This is a genomic window from Streptomyces sp. KL2 (genome assembly GCF_046529545.1).
GTDB lineage: Bacteria > Actinomycetota > Actinomycetes > Streptomycetales > Streptomycetaceae > Streptomyces > Streptomyces radiopugnans.
Genome location: NZ_CP127170.1, coordinates 3,307,282 through 3,331,884 on the forward strand (window position 1 = coordinate 3,307,282; position 24,603 = coordinate 3,331,884).

Consider the following 24,603-nt stretch of genomic DNA (forward strand, 5'->3'; position numbering starts at 1 on the left):
CCGTGAGCCGGCCACCCGCCGGTGGCCCGTACAGACCCGCCGAGGAGCCCTCCCGCCATGCGCAGACCCGCCATCACCTCCCTCGCCGCGGCAGCCGTGGCAGCCGCACTCGCCACCTCCTGCTCCAGCCCCGGCGCCACCGCCTCCGGCGGCGGGGGGGCCGAGGAGGTCGAGGTCGCCCTGATCACCTCCACCAGCGGCCCGCTGGCCTCCTACGGCGAGCAGTACCTGAGGGGCTTCGAGGCCGGACTCGACCACGCCACCGGCGGCACCGGGAAGATCGACGGCGTCGAGATCAAGGTGAGCAGGTACGACGACGGCGGCGACCCCGCCAAGGGCGTCTCGCTGGCCAAGAAGAGCGCCGGCCAGGGCGTGCGGATCATCGCCGGCACGGCCGCCTCCGGTGTGGCCACCCAGATCGCGCCGGTCGCCGCCCAGAACAAGGTCCTCTACATCTCCGGCCCCGCCGCCACCGACGCCCTCACCGGCGCGAACAAGTACACCTTCCGCTCCGGGCGCCAGACCTTCCAGGACGTGGCCACCGCCCAGCGGATCCTGGAGGCCCAGGAGGACGGCAAGGCGGGTGAGGACGGCAAGGGGAGGAAGGTCGTCGTCCTCGCCCAGGACAACGCCTTCGGCCAGGCCAACGTCGCCGCCGTGGAGAGTGTGCTCGGCACCGGCGGCACCACCGTGGACTCCGTCCTCGCCCCGCCCAGCGCCACCGACCTCACCCCGACCGCGACCAAGGTCAAGGCCGCCGAGCCCGACATGGTCTTCGTCGCCTGGGCCGGCGACACCGCCCAGTCGATGTGGACCACCCTCGACCAGCAGGGCGTGCTCGACGCCGCCACCGTCGTCACCGGACTCGACAGCCGCGCCAGCTACCCCGTCTTCGGCAGGGCCCGCGACAAGGTCACCCTCCTGGCCCACTACGTCCCCGAGGCCACCGACAGCCCCGAGGCGAAGGCCGTCGGGGAGTACTTCGGGAAGAAGGGCTGGAAGACCGACCTGTTCACGCCCGACGGCTTCAACGCCGCCCAGATGATCGCCCACGCCGTCCGGGAGGCCGGAGCCGACGGCGACGCGGACGCCATGGTCGAGGCACTGGAAGGCCACACCTTCTCCGGCGTCAAGGGCGAGAACACCGTCCGCGCGGGCGACCACGCGCTGCTCCAGCCCATGTTCCAGGCGGAGTTCGACGGTGACGCGCCGAAGGTCGTCCAGACCCTCGACGCCCGGGAAGTCGCCCCCGCCGAGAAGAAGATCGGCTGACGGCTGTGTCACCTGTCCTCGAACTGAGCGGGCTGAGCTGGTCCGTCGGTGCGGCGACCATCGTCGACGGGATCGAACTTGCCGTGGAGGAAGGCGAGTTCGTCGCCGTCATCGGACCCAACGGCGCCGGCAAGACCTCCCTGTTCAACCTCGTCTCCGGCATCACCCGCCCCACCGGCGGCACCGTCCGCCTGGACGGCGCCGACATCACCGGCCTGCCGCCCCACCGCCGCGCCCGCCGCGGACTGGGCCGCACCTTCCAGTCCTCCTCCGTCTTCCCGACCATGACCGTCGCCGGGCACGTCGCGCTGGCCGCCCGCGCGGCCGGCGCGAAGCGGGTCGCGGAGGACGGGGAGGGCGTGCGGGCCGTACTGGAGCGCGTGCGGCTGGCCCGGCGCGCCGGCGACCTCGCCGGGGGGCTGTCCCACGGCGACAAGCGCAAGCTGGAGCTCGCCGTGCTGCTCGCCCCCACCCTCGCGCAAGGGGGCCCCGGCCCCTCCCCGGGCGGCCCCCGTCTGATGCTCCTGGACGAGCCCATGGCGGGCGTCGCCGCCGAGGAGGTCGGCGAGCTGACCGACGTCATCCGCACCCTCCACCGCACCGAGGGGCGCACCGTGCTGATGGTCGAGCACCACATGGACATCCTGCTCGGCCTCGCCGACCGGGTGGCCGTGATGCACCACGGCACCCTGCTGGCCACCGGCACACCCGACGCGGTGATGGCCGACCCGACCGTCCAGGAGGCGTACGTGGGGGAGGAACTGTGAGCACGAACCCCGAAGCGGATCCCGAAGCGAATCCCGGACCGGATCCCGGACCGTCCCCCGTCCTGTCCGTGCGCGGCCTGAGGGTGCGCATCGGCCAGTCCAGCATCCTCCAGGGCGTCGGCTTCGACGTCGCCCCCACCGGCACCACCGCCCTGCTGGGCCGCAACGGCGTCGGCAAGACCACCACCGTCCGCGCCGTACTGGGCCTGCTGCCCGAGGGGGGCGAGGTCACCGGCGGCACCGTCCGCCTGGACGGCGCGGACGTCACCGGGCACCGCACCCACACCGTGGTGCGGCGCGGCATCGGCTACGTGCCCGAGGACCGCGGGGTGTTCGGCTCCCTCACCGTCGCCGAGAACCTCGCCCTCGCCGAACGCGGCTCCGGCCCCCACCACTACGACCTGGTCCACGACCTCTTCCCCGAGCTGAAGGCCCGGCGCGGGCAGCGCGCCGGCACCCTCTCCGGCGGCCAGCAGCAGATGGTCGCCCTCGCCCGCGCCCTGCTCAACGACAACCGCCTGGTCATCGTCGACGAGCCGACCAAGGGGCTCGCGCCCCGCGTCGTCACCGAGGTCGCCGAGGTGCTCCAGCGCGCCGCCGAACGCGTCCCGGTGCTGCTCGTCGAGCAGAACCTGGCCGTCGTACGCCGGCTGGCGCGCGACGCCGTGGTGCTGGACGCGGGCCGCACCGTCCACACCGGCGACGCGGCCGCACTCCTGGCCGACCGCGAGCTCACCACGAGCCTGCTCGGCGTCGGCCGCCACGAGCGGCCCGGGCAGGCCGGAGGGCAACCCGGGGAACAGTCCGGGGAGCGATCCGAGGAGCAGTCCGGGGAGCAGTCCGGGGAACAGGGACAGCGCGAGCACGCGACCAAGGAGACGACCCCATGAGCACGCTGGTCCTGCTCACCCTCACCGGACTGGGCCTGGGCGCCCTGTACTTCCTCATCGCCTCCGGCCTCGCCCTGATCTTCGGCCTGATGGACGTCCTCAACTTCGCCCACGGCGCCTTCCTCACCGTCTCGGCGTACGCGGCCTGGCGCACCGCCGAGACCGTCGGCGGCACGGGCGGGCTGGCACTGGCCGCGCTGGTCGGCACCGCTACCGGCGCACTGCTGGCGATCGTCGTCGAACTCGTCCTCATCCGCCGCCTCTACGGGCGCCCCCGCGAGCAGATCCTGGTCACCGTCGGCCTCTCGCTGGCCATCCCCGCGCTCGTCCAGGCCGTCTGGGGCGCGGACTCCCGGCCCTTCCCCGTCCCCGACGCGCTGTCGGGCACCGTCTCGGTGCTGGGCGCGCAGGTGCCGGTCAGCCGCTTCGTGCTGATCGCGGTGGCCCTCGCGGTACTGGCGGCCGTCACCCTCTTCCTCTCCCGCACCCGCTACGGGCTGATCGTGCGGGCGGGCGTGGAGGACCGGGCGATGGTCACCGCCCTGGGCATCGACGTCACCCGCGCCTTCACCCTCGTCTTCGCCATCGGCGGCGCCCTCGCCGGGCTGGCGGGCGTCCTCGGCGGGCTCTACTTCGGCTCGCTCTCCCCCCACCAGGGCACCTCGCTGCTGGTGTTCGCCTTCGTCGTGGTGGTCATCGGCGGCATGGGCTCCATCCCCGGCGTGGCGCTCTCCGCGCTCGCCGTCGGCCTGGTGCAGCAGTACGCCAACTACTACGTCGACGGCTACGGCGACTTCGCCGTCGTCGTACTGCTCGCGGCCGTCGTCCTGGCCCGCCCCGCTCCCCGACTCGCAGGAGGAGTCGCATGACGACCTCCCCGGCCTCCCCGGCCGCCGCACCGTCCTCGTCCGGCGAGCGACCCGCGCCCGCCACCGGTGGGCCCACCGGACCCGCCGGACCCACCGGACCCGCCGGCCCCGCCGGATCCGCCGCCCGGCCCGCCCGCCGGTGGCGGGGCCTGCTCGCCCCGGCCGCCGTGCTGGCCGCCCTGGCCCTGCTGCCGTACTCCGCCCTGGAGATCCCGGTACTGCTCGACGGCCCGGTCAACTCGCCCGGATCGCTCCAACTGCTGGCCCTGTGCCTGGTGTTCGGCGGACTCGCCCTCGGCTACGACCTGATGTTCGGCCGTACCGGCCTGCTCTCCTTCGGCCACGCCCTCTACGTCGCCGGCGGCGCGTACGGCACCCAGCTCGCCATGACCGAACTGGGCCTGGGCCTCTTCCCCGCCATCGGGCTGGCCCTGGCCGGCGGCACCGCCGCCGCCGTGCTCCTGGGCGCCGTCTCGCTGCGCGGGCTGGCGCTGGGCGGCATCGGCTTCGCCATGGTCACCCTCGCCTTCGCCCAGGCCGGCTCGATCTGGGTGCAGCGCAACCCGGGCGGCCTGACCGGCGGCGAGGAGGGCCTGCCGCTGCACACCGACGGGGTGCCCGCCGCGCTGGTCGGCGTGGAGAACACCGCCAACGTCTACTGGCTGGCCCTGGCCTACCTCGCCCTGACGGCCGCCGTGGTGTGGACGGCCGTGGCCCGGCCGGTCGGCAGGGTCTGGCAGGGCATCCGCGACAACGAGCAGCGGGTCTCCGTCCTCGGCTACGACCCGTTCCGCCACAAGCTCGGCGTCTTCGTCCTGGCCTCCGCCCTCGGCGTGCTGGGCGGCGCACTGCACCTGCTGGTCACGGCGGGCGCCACCCCGCGCTCCAGCACCCCGGAGTTCACCCTCACCCTGCTGGTGATGGTCGTCCTGGGCGGCAGCGGCACCCGCTGGGGCCCGCTGATCGGCGGGGTGCTGTTCACCTTCCTCGACCAGCGGCTCGCGGTGCTGGCGAGTTCGGACCTGGTGCACGGGCTGCCGGGCGCCCTGCGCGCGCCGCTGTCGGAGCCGATGGTGATCCTCGGCACGCTGTTCGTGATCGCGGTGTACGCGGCGCCGGGCGGCATCGCGTCGATACGGCGCTCGCTGACCTGGCGGAAGGGAGAGGAGACCCGATGACGGACCCGACGACGACCGGACGGACCGGACGCACCGAACGAACCGGACGCACCGCCGAGGAGACGGCCGTCCCGGTGCGCGGAGGGGAACTGGCCGTCTCGCAGTGGCCCGGCGCCGGGGAGCCGGTGATCGCCCTGCACGGCATCACCGCCAACGGCCGCTCCTTCGCCCCCCTGGCCGCCGCCCTGGGCGAGGACATCCCGCTGTACGCCCCCGACCTGCGCGGCCGGGCGCGCAGCGCCGCGCTCCCGGGGCCGTACGGGCTCGCCGCCCACACCGAGGACGTCATCGCCCTCCTGGACCACCTGGGCCGGGAGAGGGCGGTGCTGGTGGGCCACTCCATGGGAGCCTTCGTCGCCGCGCTGACGGCGGCCCGCCACCCGGACCGGATCGCGGGCGTGGTGTTGGTGGACGGCGGCGTGGGCTTCCCCGCCCCCGCGGGAACGGACATCGACGAACTGCTGGAGGCCGTGATCGGCCCGGCGATGCGGCGGCTGTCGATGACCTTCCCCGACCGGGAGGCGTACCGCGCGTTCTTCCGCGAGCACCCCGCCCTGGGCCCGCACTGGAACGACGACGTCCAGGCCTACGTCGACCGCGATCTGGTGGGGCGGGCGCCGCGGCTGCGCAGCAGTTGCGTACTGGAGGCGGTACGGGCCGACGGGGCGGACGTCCTGGCCGACCCGGAGACCCTCGCGGCGGTGCGGACCGCCGCCTCGGCCGGGGTGCCCGTCACCCTGCTGTGGGCCGAGCGCGGCATGCTGGACGAGCCGCGGGGGCTGTACGACGAGGACCGCCTCGCCGCGGCCGGCCTCGGCCCGGGACCCGACTCCGGCGTGACCGCGCGGCGCGTGCCCGGGGCCAACCACTACTCCGTCCTGCTCGCCCCCGACGCGACGGCGGCCGTCCGCACGGCGCTGGAGGAGATCCGGGCGAGGACCGCACCCGGGGAGAACCGCGCCTGACCCGCCGCCAAACCGTTTGACGCGACGCCGTCCACCCGGTCCCCCTGATGCGATGGAGGATGCCGAGTCCACAACACCGTCGTCCCCGCCTCCCCGCTCCCCGCCGGGGAGGTGCGTGAGAGCCTCCGGACGCAACCTCCTGGCCGTCGCCCGCCTCCCGCGGCCCGCCGGCCCGTAACGGCCGTCCCCGGAGCACGCGCGTCACGAACACCCGCTCCCGCCCCTCCACCGAATCGACGCGGACCGTCAACCGGCGGCCCCGTGCGCCCCATCGGGCCCGTGTCTCGCCAGTCGGCCGCCCCCGGTCCGCCCGCCGGACGTCGATTAGGCTCGGGCCCATGGCCGACGCACCGTACAAGCTGATCCTCCTCCGCCACGGCGAGAGCGAGTGGAACGCGAAAAACCTGTTCACCGGCTGGGTGGACGTCAATCTGACCGAGAAGGGCGAGAAGGAGGCGGCCCGCGGCGGTGAGCTGCTCAAGGACGCCGGCCTGCTCCCCGACGTCGTGCACACCTCCGTCCAGAAGCGCGCCATCCGTACCGCGCAGCTCGCCCTGGAGGCCGCCGACCGCCTCTGGGTCCCCGTCCGCCGCTCCTGGCGCCTCAACGAGCGGCACTACGGCGCGCTCCAGGGCAAGAACAAGGCGCAGATCCGCGACGAGTTCGGCGAAGAGCAGTTCATGCGGTGGCGCCGCTCCTACGACGTCCCGCCGCCGGTCCTGGAGGACGGCGCCGAGTGGTCGCAGAGCGACGACCCGCGCTACGCGATGATCCCCAGCGAGCTGCGTCCGCGCACCGAGTGCCTCAAGGACGTGGTGATCCGGATGATGCCGTACTGGTACGACTCGATCGTCCCGGACCTGCTCACCGGCCGCACCGTCCTGGTCGCCGCGCACGGCAACAGCCTCCGCGCGCTGGTCAAGCACCTCGACGGCATCTCCGACGACGACATCGCGGGCCTGAACATCCCCACCGGCATCCCGCTCTCCTACGACCTGGACGCCGACTTCCACCCGGTCAACCCGGGCGGCACCTACCTCGACCCGGACGCGGCCAAGGCCGCCATCGAGGCCGTGAAGAACCAGGGCAAGAAGTAGCGGTCCGACCCCGCGACCGAGCCCCTGCCGGCGACTCCGCCGCCGGCAGGGGCTCGTCGCCGTTCCGCGCAGCGGTTCCCGTCCGAAGCCGCCGCACCGCCCTCACCCCCGCCGTCCTGGCGACATCCGCCCGGAAAGCGCAGGAAAGCCGCGACCATCGCCGTATGGCAGAAGGGCGGCTCCCGGAGGGGTGGACGCTCCAGCGGATCCGGGACGTCTCCGGGGGCCGGGAGGCGGTCGCGCTCCACACCGCTCGGAGCGTGACGTGGCGCGGCTCCGCGGGGGCCGGTGCCGACGAGGAGGTGCGGCCCGGCATCGTGCTGGGATTCCACGGCCTGTGCCTGGTGGGACCCGTCGATGACGAGGACTGGTACACGGGTTGCCTGAACGACGACGGCAGTGTCGACTGCCGGAGCGTCTACGGAGACCTCTTCGAGGCCCTGCGAGGGCCGTAGCCCGTGGTACCGGGGGCCGGGCGGTACCCGGAACCGCACAACGCACCGATGCCACGCGGTGATCCTCCACCGTGCGGCATCGATCGGCCCGTCACATGGGTGAACCTACGGGGCGGGCTCCCTGCGCCGGCATTGTCCGGATCAGGTTGTGGAGGTCGCCTTCCGGTGTCGCCACCTTCCGGCCTCTCAGCCCGACCGTCGACGTCGGCCTCAGCGGAAGCCGGAGCTTTCCGCCCAAGTCGGCTACTCCGGTCGAACTCCCTCGCTCGTCCCGTAGGTCCAATTCCACGGTAACTCTCCCGTGATGAATCGGAAGGGGTGGAACGCGGTTTTTTTCGCCTTCTGTCCGTTCGTCGGGGTCGAGGCCGTGGCGGGGCCCGGGCGCGGGGCGGGCTAGAGCCCTTCGCCGGCGCGCCGTCCCGCCGCCCTCCGGGCGGGGGTCCGGGGGATCGGACTCGTTTGCGTATCGGTCCGCTCAACAGGGTGGTCGAGGTGTGGACCGAGCGTTACTTTTCAGCCACCCTGCGGTGGCTTCCAAGGGAGTGCCGCGCTCCGGCTTCCGAATCGGTTCCCGGCGTGGTTCCCGGCGAACGCCGACGCGGGAGCAGTACCGGTTAAGTAAGGGGTGGCACGGATGCGGAGAAGACGGTTCCTGGGCTTGGCTTCGGGGGTGGCCGGATCTGTCGCATTGACGGCGACCGGGTGCGGCGGCGGAGGCGGGGCGTCCCGCACCGGTGACGTCACCCTGACGATGGTCGCGTCGGATCACGGGGACCTGGAGGGCAACGACCTCACCCAGGACTACTGGGACGGGGTGGTCGCCTCGTTCGAGAAGAAGAACCCCGGCATCAAGGTGAACGTCTCCGTCCACGCCTCGGGGAAGGCCGAGCAGAAGGTCGCGGAGATGATCGGGAACGGGCAGGCCCCCGACCTGGCGCAGATCGACTCCTTCGCCGACCACGCGGCCGCAGGGCGGCTCTACCGGGCCGACGACGTCCTGTCCATCCCCGTCCAGGCCGACTTCGTCCCCGCGCTCAGCACGGCGGGCGAGCTGCGCCGCGTGCGGTACGCGATGCCCTTCACCGCCGACATCCAGCTCCTCTTCTACAACCGCGGCCTCTTCGCCGAGGCCGGCCTGGACCCGGAGAAGCCGCCGAGGAGCTGGGAGGAGCTGAAGCAGGCCGCCGTCGCGCTCAAGGCGATCGGCGTGGACGTGCCCTACGGACTGCCGCTCGGCAGCGAGGAGGCGCCCACCGAGGCCATGACCTGGATGCTGGGCAACGGCGGCGGCTACACCGGCGACGGCGGTATGTACGCCATCAACGACCCCGCCAACATCCAGGCCATGGGGTGGCTCCGCGACGAACTCGTCGACCAGGGCCTGACCACGTCCAACCCCGCCGTCACCAACCGCCAGGGGCTGTTCAACCTGTTCACGGACGGGCACGTCGGGATGCTCAACGGAGACCTGTCGCTGACGCGGCAGGCCGACCGCAAGAAGACCGACTACGGGACGGCCCCGCTGCCCGGCCGCGACGGGCTCTCGGACACCACCACCGGGTCGGCGGGCTGGATGCTCGCCTTCCGCCGGGAGGGCAACCAGGAGGCGGTCGCCGCCTTCCTCGACCACGTCTACGACGTGGAGAACCAGTTCGCCTTCGCCGACCGCTACCACACCCTGCCGGTCACGGTGTCCGCCTCGGAGCAGATGCGCGGCGACAAGCGGCACAAGCGGATGCGGCCCTTCCTGGACCGGCTCGGAGCCGCGGAGTTCTTCCCGTCCAACAAGGTCTCCTGGGCGAAGGTCAGCCGGGAGATCGGCCTGTACGTCGGCCAGTCGGTACTGGCCGACGGCGATCCGGCCGCCGTGCTCGGGACCCTCCAGCGCACGGCGGAGAAGGAGGAGGACGCGGCCAGGGAGCTGTGACGGCCGCTCCGCGCGGTGGGGCGACGGTACGGCCCGCGGGGCCCGTACTGCGACGGAGGTGGGCGGGGAGCACGCCGGTAGGTACGCGACGGGGCCCGGCCGGTGGTCCGGCCGGGCCCCGTTCCGGCGTGTGGCGCCGGTGCGGGTGTGCGCGCCGGCAGGCGTTCCGACGGTCAGCAGTTCCCGCCGCACTGGCAGGAGCCGCCGGACTGGCAGCCGCACGAGCACCCCGATCCGCAGCCGCAGGCCCCCGGTACGGGCAGCGAGGGCCTCTCGCCGGAGCGCTCGGCCGTGGTGGGTGGAGTCGGGAAGTCCGCCATGAGTGCCTCCTCCGCGTCTCGCCGGCTGTCACCGGCTCGTCTCGCCACCCATTGACGACCCGCACCGCCGAGCGCGTCAACGGCGCGCGGGGGCACGTACCGCGTGCTCACGGGCCCGGGGCGCATCGGCCCGGGCGGCAGGCGCTCCGCGCCCTTCGCGCGCCCCGGGCCCTGTGCCGCGCCCCCCGGACCCCGCCCCGGGGCCCGCCGTCCGCGGTCACGCGTCCCCGGCCGGAGCCTCCTCGGTGGTGGCCGCGGCGGTCGCGGCGGCGGCCGGGTCGACCTCGTCCGCGTAGTCGCCGGTGACCAGGTAGACGACGCGGCGCGCGACCGAGACCGCGTGGTCGGCGAAGCGCTCGTAGTAGCGGCCCAGCAGGGTGACGTCCACGGCCGTCTCGATGCCGTGCTTCCAGCGGTCGTCCATCAGGTGCTGGAAGAGGGTGCGGTGCAGGAGGTCCATCGCGTCGTCGTCCTGCTCCAGCTGGAGCGCCAGGTCGACGTCCTTGGTGATCAGGATCTCGCCCGTCTTCGCCATCAGGCGCTGCGCGAGCTGGCCCATCTCCAGGATGGTCGCGTGCAGGTCGCGCGGCACCGCCGACTCGGGGTAGCGCAGCCGGGCCACCTTGGCGACGTGCTGGGCCAGGTCGCCGGAGCGCTCCAGGTCGGCGCTCATCCGCAGCGAGGTGACGACGATCCGCAGGTCGGTGGCGACCGGCTGCTGCCGGGCCAGCAGGTTTATGGCCTTGGTCTCCAGGTCCCGCTGGAGGGTGTCCACCTTCTCGTCCGCTGCGATCACGCTCTCGGCGAGATTGAGGTCCGCGTCCAGCATCGCCGTGGTGGCGCGGCCGATCGCGGAGCCGACGAGCCGGGCCATCTCGACCAGGCTGTCGCCGATCGAGTCCAGCTCCTCGTGGTACGCGTCCCGCATGACTTTCCTTCCCCTCGCATGACGTGACCGTGGGGCCCGGGCCTTCCGCGAAGAGCGCGCGGGTCCCCGTTCTCCCCTACGCTCCCACGTTCTGTCCGAAACACGTCCGGTTCCGCCCGACCAAGTGAACCGGCACCGACACCGACGTGAACTCTCGGAGACGTCTGTTCGAGCAGGTGCCCGAACGGCTGGGGCGGTCTTCCGGAGCCCGCATAACCTGGACGCATGGACGTGAACGCGGCGGTCGCCGCAGCGGCAGCGATCGCCGGGGTGTGCACCGGCGTGTTCGCGATGCTCGCGTTCCGCTGGAGCGAACGCGAGCAGACCCGTCCCACGCGCAGCTCGCTGCACACCGAGGCGGTGCTGCCGCCCGGAGTGGACACCGTGCTGTCCGTGCTGCGCTCCTCCGCCGTGGTGCTCGACGAGGCCGACGCCGTCGTCAAGGCCAGCTCGGCCGCGTACGCCCTCGGGCTGGTGCGCGGCGGGAGGCTCACGGTGGAGCCGATGCTCAAGATGGCCCGCGACACCCGACGCGACGGTGAGATCCGCCAGGTCGAGCTGGACCTGCCGCGCCGCGGGACGGGCCGGGGCGAGGCACTGGCGGTCTCCGCGAGAGTGGCGCCCCTGGGCTCCCGGCTGGTGCTGCTGCTGGTCGAGGACCTGACCGAGGCCCGCCGCATAGAGGCGGTGCGGCGCGACTTCGTGGCGAACGTCAGCCACGAGCTGAAGACCCCGGTCGGCGCGCTGTCGCTGCTGTCGGAGGCCGTGATGGACGCCTCCGACGACCCGGAGGCGGTGGAGCGCTTCGCCGGGCGCATGCAGACCGAGGCGACCCGTCTGACCAACCTCGTCCAGGAGCTGATCGACCTCTCCCGGGTGCAGAACGACAACCCGCTGGAGGACTCCGAACCGGTCCGGGTGGACGAGCTGGTGGCCGAGGCCATCGACCGCTGCCGCCAGGCGGCGGGCGCCAAGCAGATCACCATGGCCACCGGCGGCACCGCCGACCTGCACGTGTGGGGCAACCGCGGCCAGCTCGCGGCGGCGCTGGGCAACCTGGTGGAGAACGCCGTGAACTACTCCCCGGCCCGCACCCGGGTGGGCATCGCCGGACGCCGGGTCGCCGCCCCGGGCGGGGACATGATCGAGATCGCGGTGACCGACCAGGGCATCGGCATCTCGGACAAGGACAAGGACCGGATCTTCGAGCGGTTCTACCGCGTCGACCCGGCCCGCTCCCGGGCCACCGGAGGCACCGGCCTGGGGCTGGCCATCGTCAAGCACGTGGCCGCCTCGCACGGCGGGGAGGTCACGGTGTGGAGCGCGGAGGGCCAGGGCTCCACCTTCACCCTGCGCCTGCCGGAGGCCGCCAGCGCGCGCGAGCGCGCCGAAGCCCGGAGGCTGGAGAGGGAGCGGGCCGGCGGCGCGCTGCGCGAGCCGGCGGAATTCGACGACGGCGACCCCGACGACGGCGACGACGTGCACGGAGTCGGTCCCGGCCCGGACCACCCCGCCGCCGTCGGCGACCTGACCGGTTCCGCCGCCGACGCCGGCCCGACCGGCGCCGGCACCCCCGACGACCCCCCGTACGGCGGCCCGTACGGCGTGGGCGACGGCCCCGTGCCCCCGTACGGAGCCTCCCACCGGAACCCCACCACGCCCCGCGGTCTTCCCCGCGGGACCCACCGACCCCCCCACGACTCCACCGATCACCACCCTGATCCCGCCCCGGAGGTCCTCCCGTGACCCGAGTGCTCGTCGTCGAGGACGAGGAATCGTTCAGCGACGCACTGTCGTACATGCTGCGCAAAGAAGGTTTCGAGGTGGCCATCGCGGCCACCGGCCCGGACGGGCTGGAGGAATTCGAGCGCAACGGCGCCGATCTGGTGCTGCTCGACCTGATGCTGCCGGGACTGCCCGGCACCGAGGTGTGCCGCCAGCTCCGCGGCCGCTCGAACGTGCCGGTCATCATGGTGACCGCCAAGGACAGTGAGATCGACAAGGTCGTCGGCCTGGAGATAGGGGCCGACGACTACGTGACCAAGCCCTTCTCCTCCCGCGAGCTGGTGGCCCGGATCCGGGCCGTGCTGCGGCGGCGCGGCGAGCCGGAGGAGGCCGCCCCGCAGGCGCTGGAGGCCGGGCCGGTGCGGATGGACGTGGACCGGCACGTGGTGACGGTCTCCGGCGCCAAGGTCGACCTGCCGCTGAAGGAGTTCGACCTGCTGGAGATGCTGCTGCGCAACGCCGGGCGCGTGCTGACCCGCATGCAGCTCATCGACCGGGTCTGGGGCGCGGACTACGTCGGCGACACCAAGACGCTGGACGTGCACGTCAAGCGGCTGCGCGCCAAGATCGAACCGGACCCGAGCGCGCCCCGCTACCTGGTGACGGTGCGGGGGCTGGGCTACAAGTTCGAGCCGTGACGGGTCCGTCACGGGCCGGTGAAGGGGCCCGTGACCGGCTCACCAGGGGACCCCGCGGGTCCCGCCGCGCCCGGGATCCGGCGCGGCGGCGGCCGACGCGGTGCGACGCGGGTGGGGGCCGCTCCCCGATCAGGAGCGGCCCCCACCCGCGTCCGTGCCCCGGGCGGCCTTCGCGCGCCGGCCGGGGCGGGGCCGGACGGGGGTCACCGTCCCCCGTTGTCCTCGGTGCCGCCGTCCTCCTGGGAGTTGCCGATCTCGCCCTGGGTGTCGTCGTCGCCGCTGTCGTTGGCGCCCTCGTCCTGGCCGTCCGGGTCGTCCTCCTCGGGGGCGCCCGGGGTCTGGGTCGGGGAGGCGTCCGGGTCGGGCAGGCCGGACTCGGTCGGCGCCGGGGCGCCGCTGGGGCCGAAGTCCTTCCAGGTGCCCGCGGCCGGGACCACGGTGGCGCGCAGCTCCACCCGGCCGGTCGAGCTGAGCTCGAAGACCAGCGGCTGGGCGTTGCCGGTCTTGATGCCGGCCTGCTCGGGATCGTTGATGATCGCGGAGGCGTTGCCCTCGCCGCCGAGCGCCAGGGAGCCGCCCGCGGGAACGGTCAGCTCCTGCTCGCCCTCGGCCGGGCTCAGCTCCACGCGCTGCCCGTCCACCGTGATGGACTCCAGCGTCTGGTCCTCGGTGCCGCCGTTGAAGATGCGCGCCGAGACGGAGGCGGGGCCGGAGCCCTCCTCGGAGGTGACGACGTTGACGTTCTGGACCTTGATGTCCTCGACTTCGGCCGAGGCGTTGTCGGGGTTGATGTTCAGGCTCTGCGCGTCCGGCCCGGCCCCGCAGGCGGTCAGGGACGCGATCGAGAGCGCGAGAGAGCTGGCGGCGAGGGCGCCGCGTCGAAGGCTGCTGCTCACGGCGGCGGCAACTCCTTGCGGGATGGATGGGTCTGTCGGCGGGCTCAGAGTACCGACCCCGCGAAACGCCCCCGCACCCGACCCGCCCCACAGCCCTCCGGGTTCCGCATCCGGCGCGGGCGCGAGGGGATCCCGGGCGGAGCGCGGGGAGGCGGGGGAGGTTTCCGCGCGAGGCCGGGGAGACGGGCGGGAGCCGGCGGGGCGCGTTCCGCGGAATATCGACTGCACGTCCGTACGAACGATTACGAGCATTCCGGGGAAGTGGCGGTGAAGGAGGCGGGGAAGTTCGCCGGAAAACACCGCCCGGGGCCGTTCGCCCGTGCGCTGATCAATTCGCTTCCGGCCGTTCGACCGGATCAACGATACCGACAAAACGGACGTACAGGTGTTTCGGTCAAGCTCTGCGGAGCGCTTCCGCGTGCGATTCCCGCCCCGCGCAGACCCCCTCCGACCTGCGGATTCCTGCCCTCCGGGGGGCCGCGCAGCACGATCCGGGCGTTGTTGTCAAGCCCCGAGATATGCCCTGACCTGCGAAAACGCCATTCAGAAGAGGGCGTTCCCGTGTTACCCTGGATAGCCACGGAAGGGGTACCTGTCACATGACGTTCAAGGTTGGCGACACCGTGGTCTATCCCCATCACGGGGCCGCGCTGATCGAGGCTATCGAAACTCGCCAGATCAAAGGCGTGGACAAGACCTACTTGGTTCTGAAGGTCGCCCAGGGCGACCTGGAGGTGCGCGTCCCGGCGGAAAACGCGGAGCTCGTCGGCGTGCGTGACGTGGTCGGCCAGGACGGCCTCGACCGGGTCTTCGAGGTGCTCCGCGCGCCCTACGCCGAGGAGCCGACCAACTGGTCCCGCCGGTACAAGGCGAACCTGGAGAAGCTCGCCTCCGGCGATGTCATCAAGGTCGCCGAGGTCGTGCGCGACCTGTGGCGCCGGGAACGCGAGCGCGGACTCTCCGCCGGTGAGAAGCGGATGCTCGCCAAGGCGCGCCAGATCCTGGTGAGCGAGCTGGCTCTCGCGGAGAACACCAACGAGGACAAGGCCGAGACGCTGCTGGACGAGGTCCTGGCGTCCTGAACCGGACGTCCTGGCGTCCTGAACCGGACGGCACCCGCCCGGCCCGGCGGCTCCGGCGAGCCGGCGGTGACCGGTGCGGCGTACCGGACAAGGACCGCCGCCCGTGTCCGGCCCCTGTGTGTGACGGACGCCCGCCGTCCGCCACCATCCGTCAGCAAGACATGCGGGACGTGAAGGCGACACATGTCGCGGCTCCGGCGGCCACCGGCCGGCGGACGCGAGGAGTGCCGCGGCGCCCCGGTGGCGACATCAGTCGTCGCCGGGCGCTGCGGCATGCCGGGGGAGCGCACACGGGTGTCCGTCGGGTTCTCCGATGCGCGGGGCTGCCGGAATGCGGTTGTACGGGGGCCGTACGGGCCGCCCGCGATACCCGGTGCCGGGCTGCCCGGTGCCGGAAGCGCCGGGCCCGGGCGGCTGCTCGACCGGTCGTCACGGAAGGGTCCGGTCGGGGCCTCGCACCCGGCACGCTGATTGCCATACCCACCTCCGCCGAGGAAACAAACCTGAACGGGCGACCAATGCCAGACGAAACCAGGCACGCAGAAGCGATCGACGGCGCGCCGTCCCCCCGCACCGCGGCGGTCATCCCCGCCGCGGGCCGCGGCGTACGGCTCGGCAGAGGCGCCCCCAAGGCGCTGCGCCCGCTCGGCGGCACCCCGATGCTCGTCCACGCCGTCCGCGCGGTCGCCCGCGCCCGTACGGTCTCGCTCGTGGTCGTCGTGGCACCGCCCGACGGTGCCGCGGCCGTCCGCACGCTCCTGGACGAGCACCCCCTGCCCCAGTCCGCCGGCGACACCGGCGTGATGGTCGTCACCGGCGGAGGCACGCGCCAGGAGTCGGTCGCACGAGGGCTGGCGGCGCTGCCCGGCGACATCGACACCGTCCTCGTCCACGACGCCGCCCGCCCGCTGGTCCCGGTGGAGACGGTGGAGGCCGTGGCCGCCGCCGTACGGGCCGGAGCACCCGCCGTCGTCCCCGCGCTGCCCGTGGCCGACACCGTCAAGCAGATCGCGCCCGGCACGCCGGCCGGGGAGCCCGAGCCGGTCGTGGCCACCCCCGAACGGTCCCTGCTGCGCGCCGTGCAGACCCCCCAGGGCTTCGACCGGACCGTCCTGGCCAAGGCCCACGCGGACGCACCGCGCGAGGGCGAGGGCGCCACCGACGACGCCGGGCTGGTCGAGCGGCTGGGCGTGCCCGTGGTGCTGGTGCCGGGCCACGAGGAGGCCTTCAAGGTCACCCGCCCCCTGGACCTCGTGCTCGCCGAGGCCGTGCTCGCCCGCCGGAGGGTCACCGATGGCTTCTGAGCGCACCTCTTCCCCCGCCCTGCCGCTGGTCGGCATCGGCACGGACGTGCACGCCTTCGAGGAGGGCCGCGAACTGTGGTGCGCCGGCCTGCTGTGGGAGGGGGAGGCGTACGGCCTGGCCGGGCACTCCGACGGCGACGTCGCCGCGCACGCCGCCTGCGACGCCCTCTTCTCGGCGGCCGGACTCGGCGACCTGGGCGCCCACTTCGGCACCGGCCGCCCCGAGTGGTCCGGCGCCGCGGGCACCGTGCTGCTGGCCGAGGCCGCCCGGATCGTCCGTGCCGAGGGCTTCGAGATCGGCAATGTGGCGATCCAGGTGATCGGTGTGCGGCCCAAGATCGGCAAGCGCCGCGCGGAGGCGCAGAAGGCGCTCTCGGAGGCGGCCGGCGCGCCCGTGTCCGTCTCCGGCACCACCACCGACGGCCTGGGCCTGACCGGCCGCGCCGAGGGGCTGGCGGCCGTCGCCACGGCGCTGGTCGTGCGCCGCGCCTGACCCGGGCCCGCCCCGGAGCCCGCCCCGGAGCCCGGTCCGCGACCGGTCCGTGTCCGGCCCGCACCGCCCCCCTTGCGTTTCCGACTACCCTTGACCCGTGACTCTTCGCCTGTACGACACCAGCGCCCGGCAGATCCGTGACTTCACCCCGCTCGCACCGGGCCGCGTCTCGATCTACCTGTGCGGCGCGACCGTGCAGGCCGCCCCGCACATCGGTCACATCCGGTCGGGGCTGAACTTCGACATCATGCGCCGCTGGTTCACCCACCGCGGCTACGACGTGACGTTCGTCCGCAACGTCACGGACATCGACGACAAGATCATCGCCAAGTCCGCGGAGCAGGGCCGCCCCTGGTGGGCGATCGGTTACGCCAACGAGCGCGCCTTCGACGACGCCTACACCGCGCTGGGCTGCCTGCCGCCCACCTACGAGCCGCGCGCCACCGGCCACATCCCCGAGATGGTCCAGATGATGCGCGAACTCATCGACCGCGGCCACGCCTACGCCGCCGACGGCAACGTCTACTTCGACGTGCGCTCCTTCCCCGGCTACCTCTCCCTGTCCAACCAGGACCTGGACGACCTGCGCCAGCCCTCCGGCGAGGGCGAGACCGGCAAGCGCGACCCCCGCGACTTCGCGATGTGGAAGGCCGCCCGGCCCGGCGAACCGAGCTGGGAGACGCCCTGGGGCCCCGGCCGCCCGGGCTGGCACCTGGAGTGCTCGGCGATGGCCCACAAGTACCTGGGCCGCGCCTTCGACATCCACGGCGGCGGCGTCGACCTCGTCTTCCCGCACCACGAGAACGAGATCGCCCAGTCCAGGGCGTACGGCGACGACTTCGCCGCCTACTGGCTGCACAACGCCTGGGTGACGATGAGCGGCGAGAAGATGAGCAAGTCGCTGGGCAACTCGGTGCTGGTCTCGGAGATGGTCCGGCAGTGGCGGCCCATCGTGCTCCGCTACTACCTGGGCACCCCGCACTACCGCTCGACGATCGAGTACAGCGAGGACGCCCTGCGCGACGCCGAGGCGGCCTTCGGCCGCATCGAGGGCTTCGTCCAGCGGGCCGTGGAGCGGGCCGGTTCCGTGGAGCCGGCCGCCGAGGTGCCCGACGAGTTCGCGGCGGCCATGGACGACGACTTCGGCGTCCCGCAGGCGCTCGCCGTCGTCCACACGACCGTCCGGCAGGGCAACGCGGCCCTGGCGGAGGACGACAAGGACGCGGTGTCCGGCGCGCTGGCCGGCGTACGGGCGATGCTGGGCGTGCTCGGCCTCGACCCGCTCGACGCGCACTGGGCGGGCGGCGACTCCGCCGGGCGCGGCGAGGAACTGGCCTCGGTCGTGGACGCCCTGGTCGGGCTCGTGCTGGAGCAGCGTCAGGCGGCGCGCGCCCGCAAGGACTACGCGACCGCCGACGCCATCCGCGACCAGCTCCAGCGCTCCGGCCTGGTCATCGAGGACACCCCGTCCGGGCCGCGCTGGGAACTGGGCTCGCGCGACGCCCGCTGAGCCCGCGCGACCCGGAGCGCGGTCTCGAACCACCCCCGCCCGCCCACCCGTTCCACCGAACTCCACCGGACTCCACCGAGTTCCACCGAGCAGCAAGAAGAGATGAGTGATCCCGATGGCCGGGAACAGCCAGCGCCCGAACCGCCGTACGTCCAACAAGAAGGGCGCGCAGGTCGGCAGTGGCGGCAAGCGGCGCCGCGGCCTCGAGGGCAAGGGCCCCACGCCGCCCGCCGAGATGCGCAAGGGCCACGTCAAGAACCGCATCGCCAGCGCCAAGGCCCGCCAGTCCGCCCGCCGCCCCGCGGCCCGGCGCGGCGGCAAGGGCACCTCCGAACTGGTCGTCGGCCGCAACCCGGTGGTCGAGGCGCTGCGCGAGGGCGTGCCCGCGAGCACGCTGTACGTGCAGCAGTTCATCGACAACGACGAGCGCGTGCGCGAGGCCCTCAAGCTCGCCGCCGACCGCGGCGGCATCCATCTGATGGAGGCCCCGCGCCCCGAACTGGACCGGATGACGAACGGCCTCAACCACCAGGGCCTGGTCCTCCAGATCCCGCCCTACGAGTACGCCCACCCCGAGGACCTGTCCGCGGCCGCCTACGACGACGGCGAGGACCCGCTGATCGTCGCGCTCGACGGCGTCACCGACCCGCGCAACCTGGGCGCGGTGGTCCGCTCCGTCGCCGCCTTCGGCGGCCACGGCGTGGTCGTCCCCGAGCGCCGCGCGGCCGGCATGACCGCGGGCGCCTGGAAGACGTCGGCCGGCACCGCCGCACGCACCCCGGTCGCCCGGGCCACCAACCTCACCCGCGCCCTGGAGGCGTACCAGAAGGAGGGCCTGTTCGTGGTCGGCCTGGCCGCCGACGGCGAGGCCGAGATCCAGGACGTGGCCGCGCTCGACGGCCCGCTGGTGATCGTGGTCGGCAGCGAGGGCAAGGGCCTGTCGAGGCTGGTCGGCGAGACCTGCGACATGCGGGTGCGCATCCCGATGCCGGGCGGCGCCGAGTCCCTCAACGCCGGTGTCGCCGCGGGCGTGGCCCTCTACGAGGTCGCCCGCCGCCGCCGCGCGTGACCCCGCGCCCGCCCGGGCCTTGACGGGCCCCCGACAGATCGGGACCGTCAAGGCAGTGTCCTATGCGTCCGTCACTCGGTTAGATGAGTGTGGACACCAGAACACCCCGCGGTTTCTTCGACGACGAGCCGGTGCTGAGCACGGTCAAGGTGCCCAGCGACCCGGCCGAGGTCGTCGTCAACCACGCCAGCTTCCGGGTGCGGCTCGCCTCGCCGCCGCCCCGCGGCCGCGTGCTGACCGGGGCCGAAGTGCCGCCGGCGGTGCGCGGCGCCGTCCCGGTCCGCCGCCCGGCGGCCGGCGGCGCGCGCCCGTGGTGTGGAGCGGCCGGACGGAGCCCGGCGACGTACGGGCCACCCGGCTGCTCCAGGCGGTACGCCGCGCGAGCGCGGGCGCGGACGGCGTGGGCGGGGACGAGGCGGGCAACGCCACCACACAGGTGCTGCCGCGCGTGGTGCCGCGTCCCGCGCCGGGCCCGGACGGCGGCCCGCGCACCACGGTGCTCCCCGCCCTCGGCGACACCCCCGGCAGCGGCGGTCCCACGATCATCGCCCCCCGCGCACCCCGGCCGCCCGAGCGCCCGCTGCCGGCGGGTGTGCGCCCGGCCGGGGGCGCGTACGGCGCGTCGGACGCACCGGGCGCCCCGCTCCGCCCCTTCGAGCGGTACGAGCCCGGTGAGCCGTACGAGCCCGCCGCCGGTGACCGCGACGGCGGGTACGGCGACGCGTACGACGACGGGCAGGACGGCTACGACGACGGATACGGCGACGGATACGACGGGCCGGACGGATACGAGGAGGAGGAGGACCCGCGCGAGGAGGCCCGCCGTCACGCCCGGCACGGCTTCTACCCCGACCGCCGCATCAACCTCGGCGTCGTACTGCTGCCCCTGCGGATCCTCCTCGGCTTCGTCTCCGTCTACGCCGGGATGGGCAAGCTCTGCGACCCGGTCTACTTCGACGGCGACGAGCGCGGCTCCCTGGTGGCCTGGCTGGGCTCGCTCCAGCCGTGGGCCGTCGCCGCTCCGCTGCGCGACTTCGCGGTCGACCACCCCGTCGGCGCCGGGCTCACCGTGGCCTTCCTCCAGATCGTCATCGGCGTGCTGACCTTCATGGGACTGTGGCAGCGGGCCGCCGCGGGCCTCGGCGCGCTGCTGTCGGCGGCCCTGATCCTGACGGTGAGCTGGCGCACGGTCCCGGTGTACGACGCCCCGGACTTCATCTACCTGGCCGCCTGGAGCCCGCTGGTCATCGCGGGGGCGCCGTACTACTCGCTGGACGCGCGCCTGGCGGGCGAGGCCTGGCGGCGGCTGGGCCCGCGCGTGGAGGTGTGGGAGCTGCGCCGGCGCGTGCTGCGGCGCGGCGCGGCCGTCGCCGCGGTGGTGCTCGGCCTGACGCTGCTGGTCGGCTCGGTGCTGGGCAGCGCGGTGCGCTCGGCGCAACTGGCCACCGTGCCCCGGCCGGGCGAGCCGCTGATCAACAACCAGCCGGGCTCGCCGCTGCCGCAGCAGTCCACCGGCGGTCCGAGCCCGTCCACATCGGGCACGGGAGCGGGGGTGCCGGGGGCGGGCGACGGCTCGTCGCCGAGCCCGTCCACCTCCGGTACCGGGGACGCCACCCCGCGCGCGGGCAGCACCGGCACCGGGGAGCGGCCGGGCACGCCGAGCCAGGGGCAGACGGTGGAGGCGCCGCGGCAGCCCGCCGCCCCGCCCGTGCCCGAGCCGGACGTCCCGACCGGACCCGGCGGCCCGGGCGGCACCGGGGACACCGGCGCCGCGGGCGGCACGGGCGGCGGTGAGGACGACGGCGACGGGGGCGACGGCGGAGCGGGCTCCGGCGACGGCGGTGGCAGCGGCGGCGGCGCGCTGGGCGGCCTGCTGGGCTGAGCGGGACCCTCGCGCGGGCCACGGCCGCGGCCCCGGTGCCGCCCACCGGGGCACACCCGGGCCGGACCGACGGGCCGGACTAACGGGCCGGACTAACGGGAACGGCCGTGGCCCACGAGTTCCCTGGCGGCCTCGCTGAGGTCCTTGGCGGTGTCGATGGCCCGCCAGTACGCGCCCTGCGGGATCGGGAAGCCCGCCAGGGCGCGTTCGCGCGCCAGCCGGGGGAAGGTGGTCCGCTCGTGGTCGCCGCGATCGGGCAGCAGCGCCGTGAAGGGCGCGGAGAAGACGTAGACGCCCGCGTTGATCAGGTACGGCGAGGGCGGGGCCTCGATGAAGTCCAGGACGTGACCGAACTCGTCGGTCTCCACGGCGCCCCAGGGGATGCGCGGACGGGCCAGCGCGAGAGTCGCGGTCGCGTCGCGCTCGGCGTGGAACTCCGCCATCTCCCGCAGCGAGAAACGCGTCCAGATGTCCCCGTTGGTGGCGTACCACGGCTCGTCGGGGCGGGGGAGGGAGGCGGCGGCGTACTTCAGGCCGCCGCCGCGGCCGAGGGGCTCCTTCTCGACGACGGTCGTCACCCGCAGCGGCAGGCCGGCGCCGTCCAGCCACTCCTGGAGCACCTCGGCGAGATGGCCGCAGGAGACCACGGCGTCGGTGACGCCCTCGGCGGCCAGCCAGGCGAGCTGGTGGCCGATGATCGGGGTGCCCGTGCCGGGGATCTCGACCATCGGCTTGGGGCGGTCGTCCGTGTACGGACGCAGCCGCGACCCCTGGCCTCCGGCCAGGATCACGGCCTGGGTGGGATACGTGTGCGCGAGCTGGTCGTCGAGTGTCATGCGGTGACGATATGCGCACCCGGTCCCGGGCTCCTCCGGCATCCGCCCCGTGCGGCCGCGGCCGCGCCCGGGCACGCGGAAGACGCGGGAGGGGCGGGACGGGGGAGAGGGGCGGAGGACTGCGAGGCGCGATGGACGCGGCAGGCGACGCGGCAGGCACCGTGGACGCGGTACGTACGGCGGAGCAGCCCCCTCGCATCCGGGGGCCGCGCCGGTCGGTCAGCGGGCGTCGGCGACGCCCGCTGCGAAGGAGGTGTCGCACACGGGACGGGAGTAGGCGTGGGCGCGCGCGGGTCCGTACTTCTCGACCGCGGCCCGGCCCAGTGCGCGGGCGATGGAGGTGCAGTGCCGCGCCAGCGACGGCCGGCGGGCGATCTCCTTCTGCAGGCCCGTCAGGGCGGTGCCCGGGTCCTTCTGCTGGAGCTCGGCGACGAGCCGGTCGCGCACCACCTCGTGCGGGGCACGGGGGCTGTCGCGGGGGGCCGTCCGCTCCGCGGAGGCGGTCAGCACCTGCGTCCCCGACTGCGGCGCCCAGGGAACGGCAGTGACGGCGAGGGTCCCGGACAGGACCAGGACGACCGGGAGGACGAGGGCGAGAGTTCGGCCGATGCGGCGCGCTGCCTGATTCACTGTGGAGTCTTCCTCGCGAAGGACGGTATCGGGTGTCGGGGAGCCCGTTCCGGGGCGTTTGCGATGGTAGCGAGGAGTGGTGATTTGGCGACATTCCGTCACTCTCGCGAGTGACGGGGAACCCCGTAGTCCCAGGTGCGGCGATGTCCTCGTGTTGACGCGGACCGCGGACCGCGGACCGCGGACCGGGGGCGGCGGGTGACACGGCCCCGCCCCGGGAGCCGCAGGACGACCGGGGGCCCGTACGCCCGCGGTTCGCGGAGGTACGGGCCCCTTGCCGGCCGTTCGTAGGACGGCCGCTCAGCCGTCGACGTGCTCGGCCGTTCAGTCGGTCAGGCGCTCGCCGGTGGAGGTGGAGAACACGTGGGTCTCGCCGGCGCGCGGCACCACGTGGATGACCGCGCCCTTCTCCGGCACCTCGCGGCCTCCGACGCGGACCACCAGGTCCTTCGCCTCGCCGCCGACCTGGGCGGTGCCGTAGACGTAACCGTCGGCGCCCAGCTCCTCGACGACGTTGACGGTGACGGCCAGACCGGCGTCGCTGCCCTCGCCCGCGATGTCCAGGTGCTCGGGGCGGATGCCGACCGTGACGGTCTTGTCGCCCTTGTTGGCGGCCTCGGCGACGGCGTCGCGCTCGACCGGCACGATGCTGTTGCCGAACTTCACGCCGCCGTCGGCGATCGGCACCTCGACCAGGTTCATCGCCGGGGAGCCGATGAAGCCCGCGACGAAGAGGTTGGCCGGCTTGTCGTACATGTGGCGCGGCGAGTCGATCTGCTGCAGCAGACCGTCCTTGAGCACCGCCACCCGGTCGCCCATGGTCATGGCCTCGGTCTGGTCGTGGGTGACGTAGACCGTGGTGATGCCCAGGCGGCGCTGGAGGCCGGCGATCTGGGTGCGGGTCTGGACGCGGAGCTTGGCGTCGAGGTTCGACAGCGGCTCGTCCATGAGGAACACCTGCGGCTCGCGGACGATCGCGCGGCCCATCGCCACACGCTGCCGCTGACCGCCGGAGAGCGCCTTGGGCTTGCGGTCCAGGTACGGCTCCAGGTCCAGGATCTTCGCGGCGTCCTCGACCTTGGCGCGGATCTGGTCCTTCGGCACGCCCGCGATCTTCAGCGCGAAGCCCATGTTCTGGGCGACGGTCATGTGCGGGTAGAGCGCGTAGTTCTGGAACACCATGGCGATGTCCCGGTCCTTCGGCGGAAGGTGGGTGACATCGCGGTCACCGATGCGGATGGCGCCGCCGTTGACGTCCTCCAGGCCCGCGAGCATGCGCAGGGAGGTGGACTTGCCGCAGCCGGAGGGGCCGACGAGGACGAGGAACTCGCCGTCCTCGATCTCGATGTTCAGCTTGTCGACGGCGGGCTTGTCGCTGCCCGGGTAGATCCGGGTGGCGTTGTCATACGTGACCGAGGCCATGGTCGGTTGTCTCCTTCACCGGCAGGAACGTGCCGGACGATCCGAGTAAAGGTCGCGTTCCACATGTGTGAACCTGTGTGAACGTGCGCCGACGGTAACCCGCCGGGGGTTGTCTTGTCAGTACCCTCACGGTCACGAAAGGCTCCGGGCCGGCGCCGGGAAGTAGGTACACTGCACACTGCGTACGCGCCGAGGCCCCGCCGGTCCCGCGGCGCCGCCGCACACGCCGCCTTAGCTCAGCTGGTAGAGCGCCGCTCTTGTAAAGCGAAGGTCGTCGGTTCGAACCCGACAGGCGGCTCACAGCCCGAACAGGGACGAAGCCCCGAGCCAAGACCGGCCCGGGGCTTCTGACATCCACGGGTGACATCAACGAGGGTGGCCGGCTGGC

At 73.6% G+C, this 24,603-nt stretch carries 22 protein-coding genes, 1 tRNA gene and 1 riboswitch; of the genes, 18 read left to right on the forward strand and 5 right to left on the reverse strand.

What is annotated here, in order from left to right:
* Positions 1 to 57 precede the first annotated feature (57 nt).
* The 9 genes from QPK52_RS15010 (at position 58) to QPK52_RS15050 (ending at position 9,420) form a co-directional block, all read left to right on the forward strand.
* Entirely contained in the window at positions 58 to 1,272 is a 1,215-nt protein-coding gene (locus tag QPK52_RS15010; RefSeq protein ID WP_410537991.1) for a substrate-binding domain-containing protein, read from the forward strand.
* A 5-nt stretch (positions 1,273 to 1,277) separates the two neighbouring features.
* A complete protein-coding gene (locus QPK52_RS15015; RefSeq protein ID WP_410537992.1) occupies positions 1,278 to 2,039 on the forward strand; it encodes an ABC transporter ATP-binding protein in 762 nt (253 codons plus the stop codon).
* 68 nt (positions 2,040 to 2,107) lie between these two features.
* Complete coding sequence (locus QPK52_RS15020) at positions 2,108 to 2,929, forward strand: ABC transporter ATP-binding protein (RefSeq protein ID WP_410540338.1); 822 nt, start codon at positions 2,108 to 2,110, stop codon at positions 2,927 to 2,929.
* Complete coding sequence (locus tag QPK52_RS15025) at positions 2,926 to 3,798, forward strand: branched-chain amino acid ABC transporter permease (RefSeq protein ID WP_410537993.1); 873 nt, start codon at positions 2,926 to 2,928, stop codon at positions 3,796 to 3,798. The genes QPK52_RS15020 and QPK52_RS15025 overlap by 4 nt, the downstream gene beginning before the upstream one ends.
* Positions 3,795 to 4,976 (forward strand): branched-chain amino acid ABC transporter permease, encoded by a 1,182-nt coding sequence (locus QPK52_RS15030; RefSeq protein WP_410537994.1) that lies wholly within the window; start codon positions 3,795 to 3,797, stop codon positions 4,974 to 4,976. The genes QPK52_RS15025 and QPK52_RS15030 overlap by 4 nt, the downstream gene beginning before the upstream one ends.
* Complete coding sequence (locus tag QPK52_RS15035) at positions 4,973 to 5,941, forward strand: alpha/beta hydrolase (protein ID WP_410537995.1); 969 nt, start codon at positions 4,973 to 4,975, stop codon at positions 5,939 to 5,941. The genes QPK52_RS15030 and QPK52_RS15035 overlap by 4 nt, the downstream gene beginning before the upstream one ends.
* A gap of 338 nt (positions 5,942 to 6,279) precedes the next feature.
* The gene (locus tag QPK52_RS15040; protein ID WP_410537996.1) at positions 6,280 to 7,038 is read left to right on the forward strand and encodes a phosphoglyceromutase; all 759 of its coding nucleotides are present in this window, start codon (positions 6,280 to 6,282) and stop codon (positions 7,036 to 7,038) included.
* A gap of 164 nt (positions 7,039 to 7,202) precedes the next feature.
* Complete coding sequence (locus QPK52_RS15045; protein WP_410537997.1) at positions 7,203 to 7,493, forward strand: hypothetical protein; 291 nt, start codon at positions 7,203 to 7,205, stop codon at positions 7,491 to 7,493.
* 101 nt (positions 7,494 to 7,594) lie between these two features.
* Positions 7,595 to 7,767, reverse strand: a riboswitch (TPP riboswitch).
* Between the two features lie 477 nt (positions 7,768 to 8,244).
* Complete coding sequence (locus QPK52_RS15050) at positions 8,245 to 9,420, forward strand: ABC transporter substrate-binding protein (protein ID WP_410537998.1); 1,176 nt, start codon at positions 8,245 to 8,247, stop codon at positions 9,418 to 9,420.
* A gap of 537 nt (positions 9,421 to 9,957) precedes the next feature.
* On the opposite strand, the gene phoU is transcribed toward QPK52_RS15050, so the two are convergent.
* Positions 9,958 to 10,668 carry a phosphate signaling complex protein PhoU gene (gene phoU / locus QPK52_RS15055; RefSeq protein WP_410537999.1) on the reverse strand — a complete coding sequence of 237 codons (711 nt, stop codon included), beginning with the start codon at positions 10,666 to 10,668 and terminating at the stop codon, positions 9,958 to 9,960.
* 225 nt (positions 10,669 to 10,893) lie between these two features.
* On the opposite strand from phoU, the gene QPK52_RS15060 reads away from it, so the two are divergent.
* Together QPK52_RS15060 and QPK52_RS15065 are read left to right on the forward strand one after the other, a co-directional pair.
* A complete protein-coding gene (locus tag QPK52_RS15060; protein ID WP_410538000.1) occupies positions 10,894 to 12,414 on the forward strand; it encodes a sensor histidine kinase in 1,521 nt (506 codons plus the stop codon).
* Entirely contained in the window at positions 12,411 to 13,091 is a 681-nt protein-coding gene (locus QPK52_RS15065) for a response regulator transcription factor (protein WP_093658825.1), read from the forward strand. The genes QPK52_RS15060 and QPK52_RS15065 overlap by 4 nt, the downstream gene beginning before the upstream one ends.
* Before the next feature lie 203 nt (positions 13,092 to 13,294).
* Here the strand turns inward: QPK52_RS15065 and QPK52_RS15070 are convergent, their stop codons facing one another.
* Positions 13,295 to 13,987: a DUF461 domain-containing protein gene (locus QPK52_RS15070; protein ID WP_410538001.1), complete on the reverse strand. Its 693-nt coding sequence runs from the start codon at positions 13,985 to 13,987 to the stop codon at positions 13,295 to 13,297.
* A 599-nt stretch (positions 13,988 to 14,586) separates the two neighbouring features.
* Between QPK52_RS15070 and QPK52_RS15075 the strand changes: the two genes are divergently transcribed.
* The 6 genes from QPK52_RS15075 (at position 14,587) to QPK52_RS15100 (ending at position 21,327) form a co-directional block, all read left to right on the forward strand.
* The gene (locus QPK52_RS15075) at positions 14,587 to 15,069 is read left to right on the forward strand and encodes a CarD family transcriptional regulator (RefSeq protein WP_093658831.1); all 483 of its coding nucleotides are present in this window, start codon (positions 14,587 to 14,589) and stop codon (positions 15,067 to 15,069) included.
* 518 nt (positions 15,070 to 15,587) lie between these two features.
* Entirely contained in the window at positions 15,588 to 16,373 is a 786-nt protein-coding gene (gene ispD / locus QPK52_RS15080; protein ID WP_410538002.1) for a 2-C-methyl-D-erythritol 4-phosphate cytidylyltransferase, read from the forward strand.
* Positions 16,363 to 16,866 carry a 2-C-methyl-D-erythritol 2,4-cyclodiphosphate synthase gene (ispF, locus tag QPK52_RS15085; protein WP_410538003.1) on the forward strand — a complete coding sequence of 168 codons (504 nt, stop codon included), beginning with the start codon at positions 16,363 to 16,365 and terminating at the stop codon, positions 16,864 to 16,866. Before ispD ends, ispF begins: the two co-directional genes overlap by 11 nt.
* 97 nt (positions 16,867 to 16,963) lie before the next feature.
* The gene (gene cysS / locus QPK52_RS15090; protein WP_410538004.1) at positions 16,964 to 18,376 is read left to right on the forward strand and encodes a cysteine--tRNA ligase; all 1,413 of its coding nucleotides are present in this window, start codon (positions 16,964 to 16,966) and stop codon (positions 18,374 to 18,376) included.
* A gap of 115 nt (positions 18,377 to 18,491) precedes the next feature.
* A complete protein-coding gene (rlmB, locus tag QPK52_RS15095) occupies positions 18,492 to 19,445 on the forward strand; it encodes a 23S rRNA (guanosine(2251)-2'-O)-methyltransferase RlmB (protein ID WP_410538005.1) in 954 nt (317 codons plus the stop codon).
* Positions 19,446 to 19,755: 310 nt separating this feature from the next.
* Positions 19,756 to 21,327 carry a DoxX family protein gene (locus tag QPK52_RS15100; protein WP_410538006.1) on the forward strand — a complete coding sequence of 524 codons (1,572 nt, stop codon included), beginning with the start codon at positions 19,756 to 19,758 and terminating at the stop codon, positions 21,325 to 21,327.
* Between the two features lie 92 nt (positions 21,328 to 21,419).
* On the opposite strand, the gene QPK52_RS15105 is transcribed toward QPK52_RS15100, so the two are convergent.
* The 3 genes from QPK52_RS15105 to QPK52_RS15115 form a co-directional block, all read right to left on the reverse strand.
* Positions 21,420 to 22,163: an NDP-sugar synthase gene (locus QPK52_RS15105; RefSeq protein WP_410538007.1), complete on the reverse strand. Its 744-nt coding sequence runs from the start codon at positions 22,161 to 22,163 to the stop codon at positions 21,420 to 21,422.
* A 219-nt stretch (positions 22,164 to 22,382) separates the two neighbouring features.
* Positions 22,383 to 22,793, reverse strand: coding sequence for a hypothetical protein (locus QPK52_RS15110; protein ID WP_410538008.1), 411 nt, complete (start codon positions 22,791 to 22,793; stop codon positions 22,383 to 22,385).
* A gap of 324 nt (positions 22,794 to 23,117) precedes the next feature.
* On the reverse strand, positions 23,118 to 24,215 hold the full coding sequence (locus QPK52_RS15115; protein ID WP_410538009.1) for an ABC transporter ATP-binding protein: 1,098 nt from the start codon (positions 24,213 to 24,215) through the stop codon (positions 23,118 to 23,120).
* 225 nt (positions 24,216 to 24,440) lie between these two features.
* On the opposite strand from QPK52_RS15115, the gene QPK52_RS15120 reads away from it, so the two are divergent.
* Positions 24,441 to 24,513, forward strand: a tRNA-Thr gene (locus tag QPK52_RS15120).
* The last annotated feature ends 90 nt before the right edge of the window (positions 24,514 to 24,603 follow it).

Excerpts from the sequence above, each read along its gene's own strand:
- QPK52_RS15010 (WP_410537991.1), top strand. The coding sequence starts at position 58 with ATGCGCAGACCCGCCATCACCTCCCTCGCCGCGGCAGCCGTGGCAGCC.
- QPK52_RS15025 (WP_410537993.1), top strand. The coding sequence starts at position 2,926 with ATGAGCACGCTGGTCCTGCTCACCCTCACCGGACTGGGCCTGGGCGCC.
- QPK52_RS15030 (WP_410537994.1), top strand. The coding sequence starts at position 3,795 with ATGACGACCTCCCCGGCCTCCCCGGCCGCCGCACCGTCCTCGTCCGGC.
- QPK52_RS15035 (WP_410537995.1), top strand. The coding sequence starts at position 4,973 with ATGACGGACCCGACGACGACCGGACGGACCGGACGCACCGAACGAACC.
- QPK52_RS15040 (WP_410537996.1), top strand. The coding sequence starts at position 6,280 with ATGGCCGACGCACCGTACAAGCTGATCCTCCTCCGCCACGGCGAGAGC.
- QPK52_RS15045 (WP_410537997.1), top strand. The coding sequence starts at position 7,203 with ATGGCAGAAGGGCGGCTCCCGGAGGGGTGGACGCTCCAGCGGATCCGG.
- QPK52_RS15050 (WP_410537998.1), top strand. The coding sequence starts at position 8,245 with ATGGTCGCGTCGGATCACGGGGACCTGGAGGGCAACGACCTCACCCAG.
- phoU (WP_410537999.1), bottom strand. The coding sequence starts at position 10,668 with ATGCGGGACGCGTACCACGAGGAGCTGGACTCGATCGGCGACAGCCTG.
- QPK52_RS15060 (WP_410538000.1), top strand. The coding sequence starts at position 10,894 with ATGGACGTGAACGCGGCGGTCGCCGCAGCGGCAGCGATCGCCGGGGTG.
- QPK52_RS15075 (WP_093658831.1), top strand. The coding sequence starts at position 14,587 with ATGACGTTCAAGGTTGGCGACACCGTGGTCTATCCCCATCACGGGGCC.
- ispD (WP_410538002.1), top strand. The coding sequence starts at position 15,588 with ATGCCAGACGAAACCAGGCACGCAGAAGCGATCGACGGCGCGCCGTCC.
- ispF (WP_410538003.1), top strand. The coding sequence starts at position 16,363 with ATGGCTTCTGAGCGCACCTCTTCCCCCGCCCTGCCGCTGGTCGGCATC.
- rlmB (WP_410538005.1), top strand. The coding sequence starts at position 18,492 with ATGGCCGGGAACAGCCAGCGCCCGAACCGCCGTACGTCCAACAAGAAG.
- QPK52_RS15105 (WP_410538007.1), bottom strand. The coding sequence starts at position 22,163 with ATGACACTCGACGACCAGCTCGCGCACACGTATCCCACCCAGGCCGTG.
- QPK52_RS15115 (WP_410538009.1), bottom strand. The coding sequence starts at position 24,215 with ATGGCCTCGGTCACGTATGACAACGCCACCCGGATCTACCCGGGCAGC.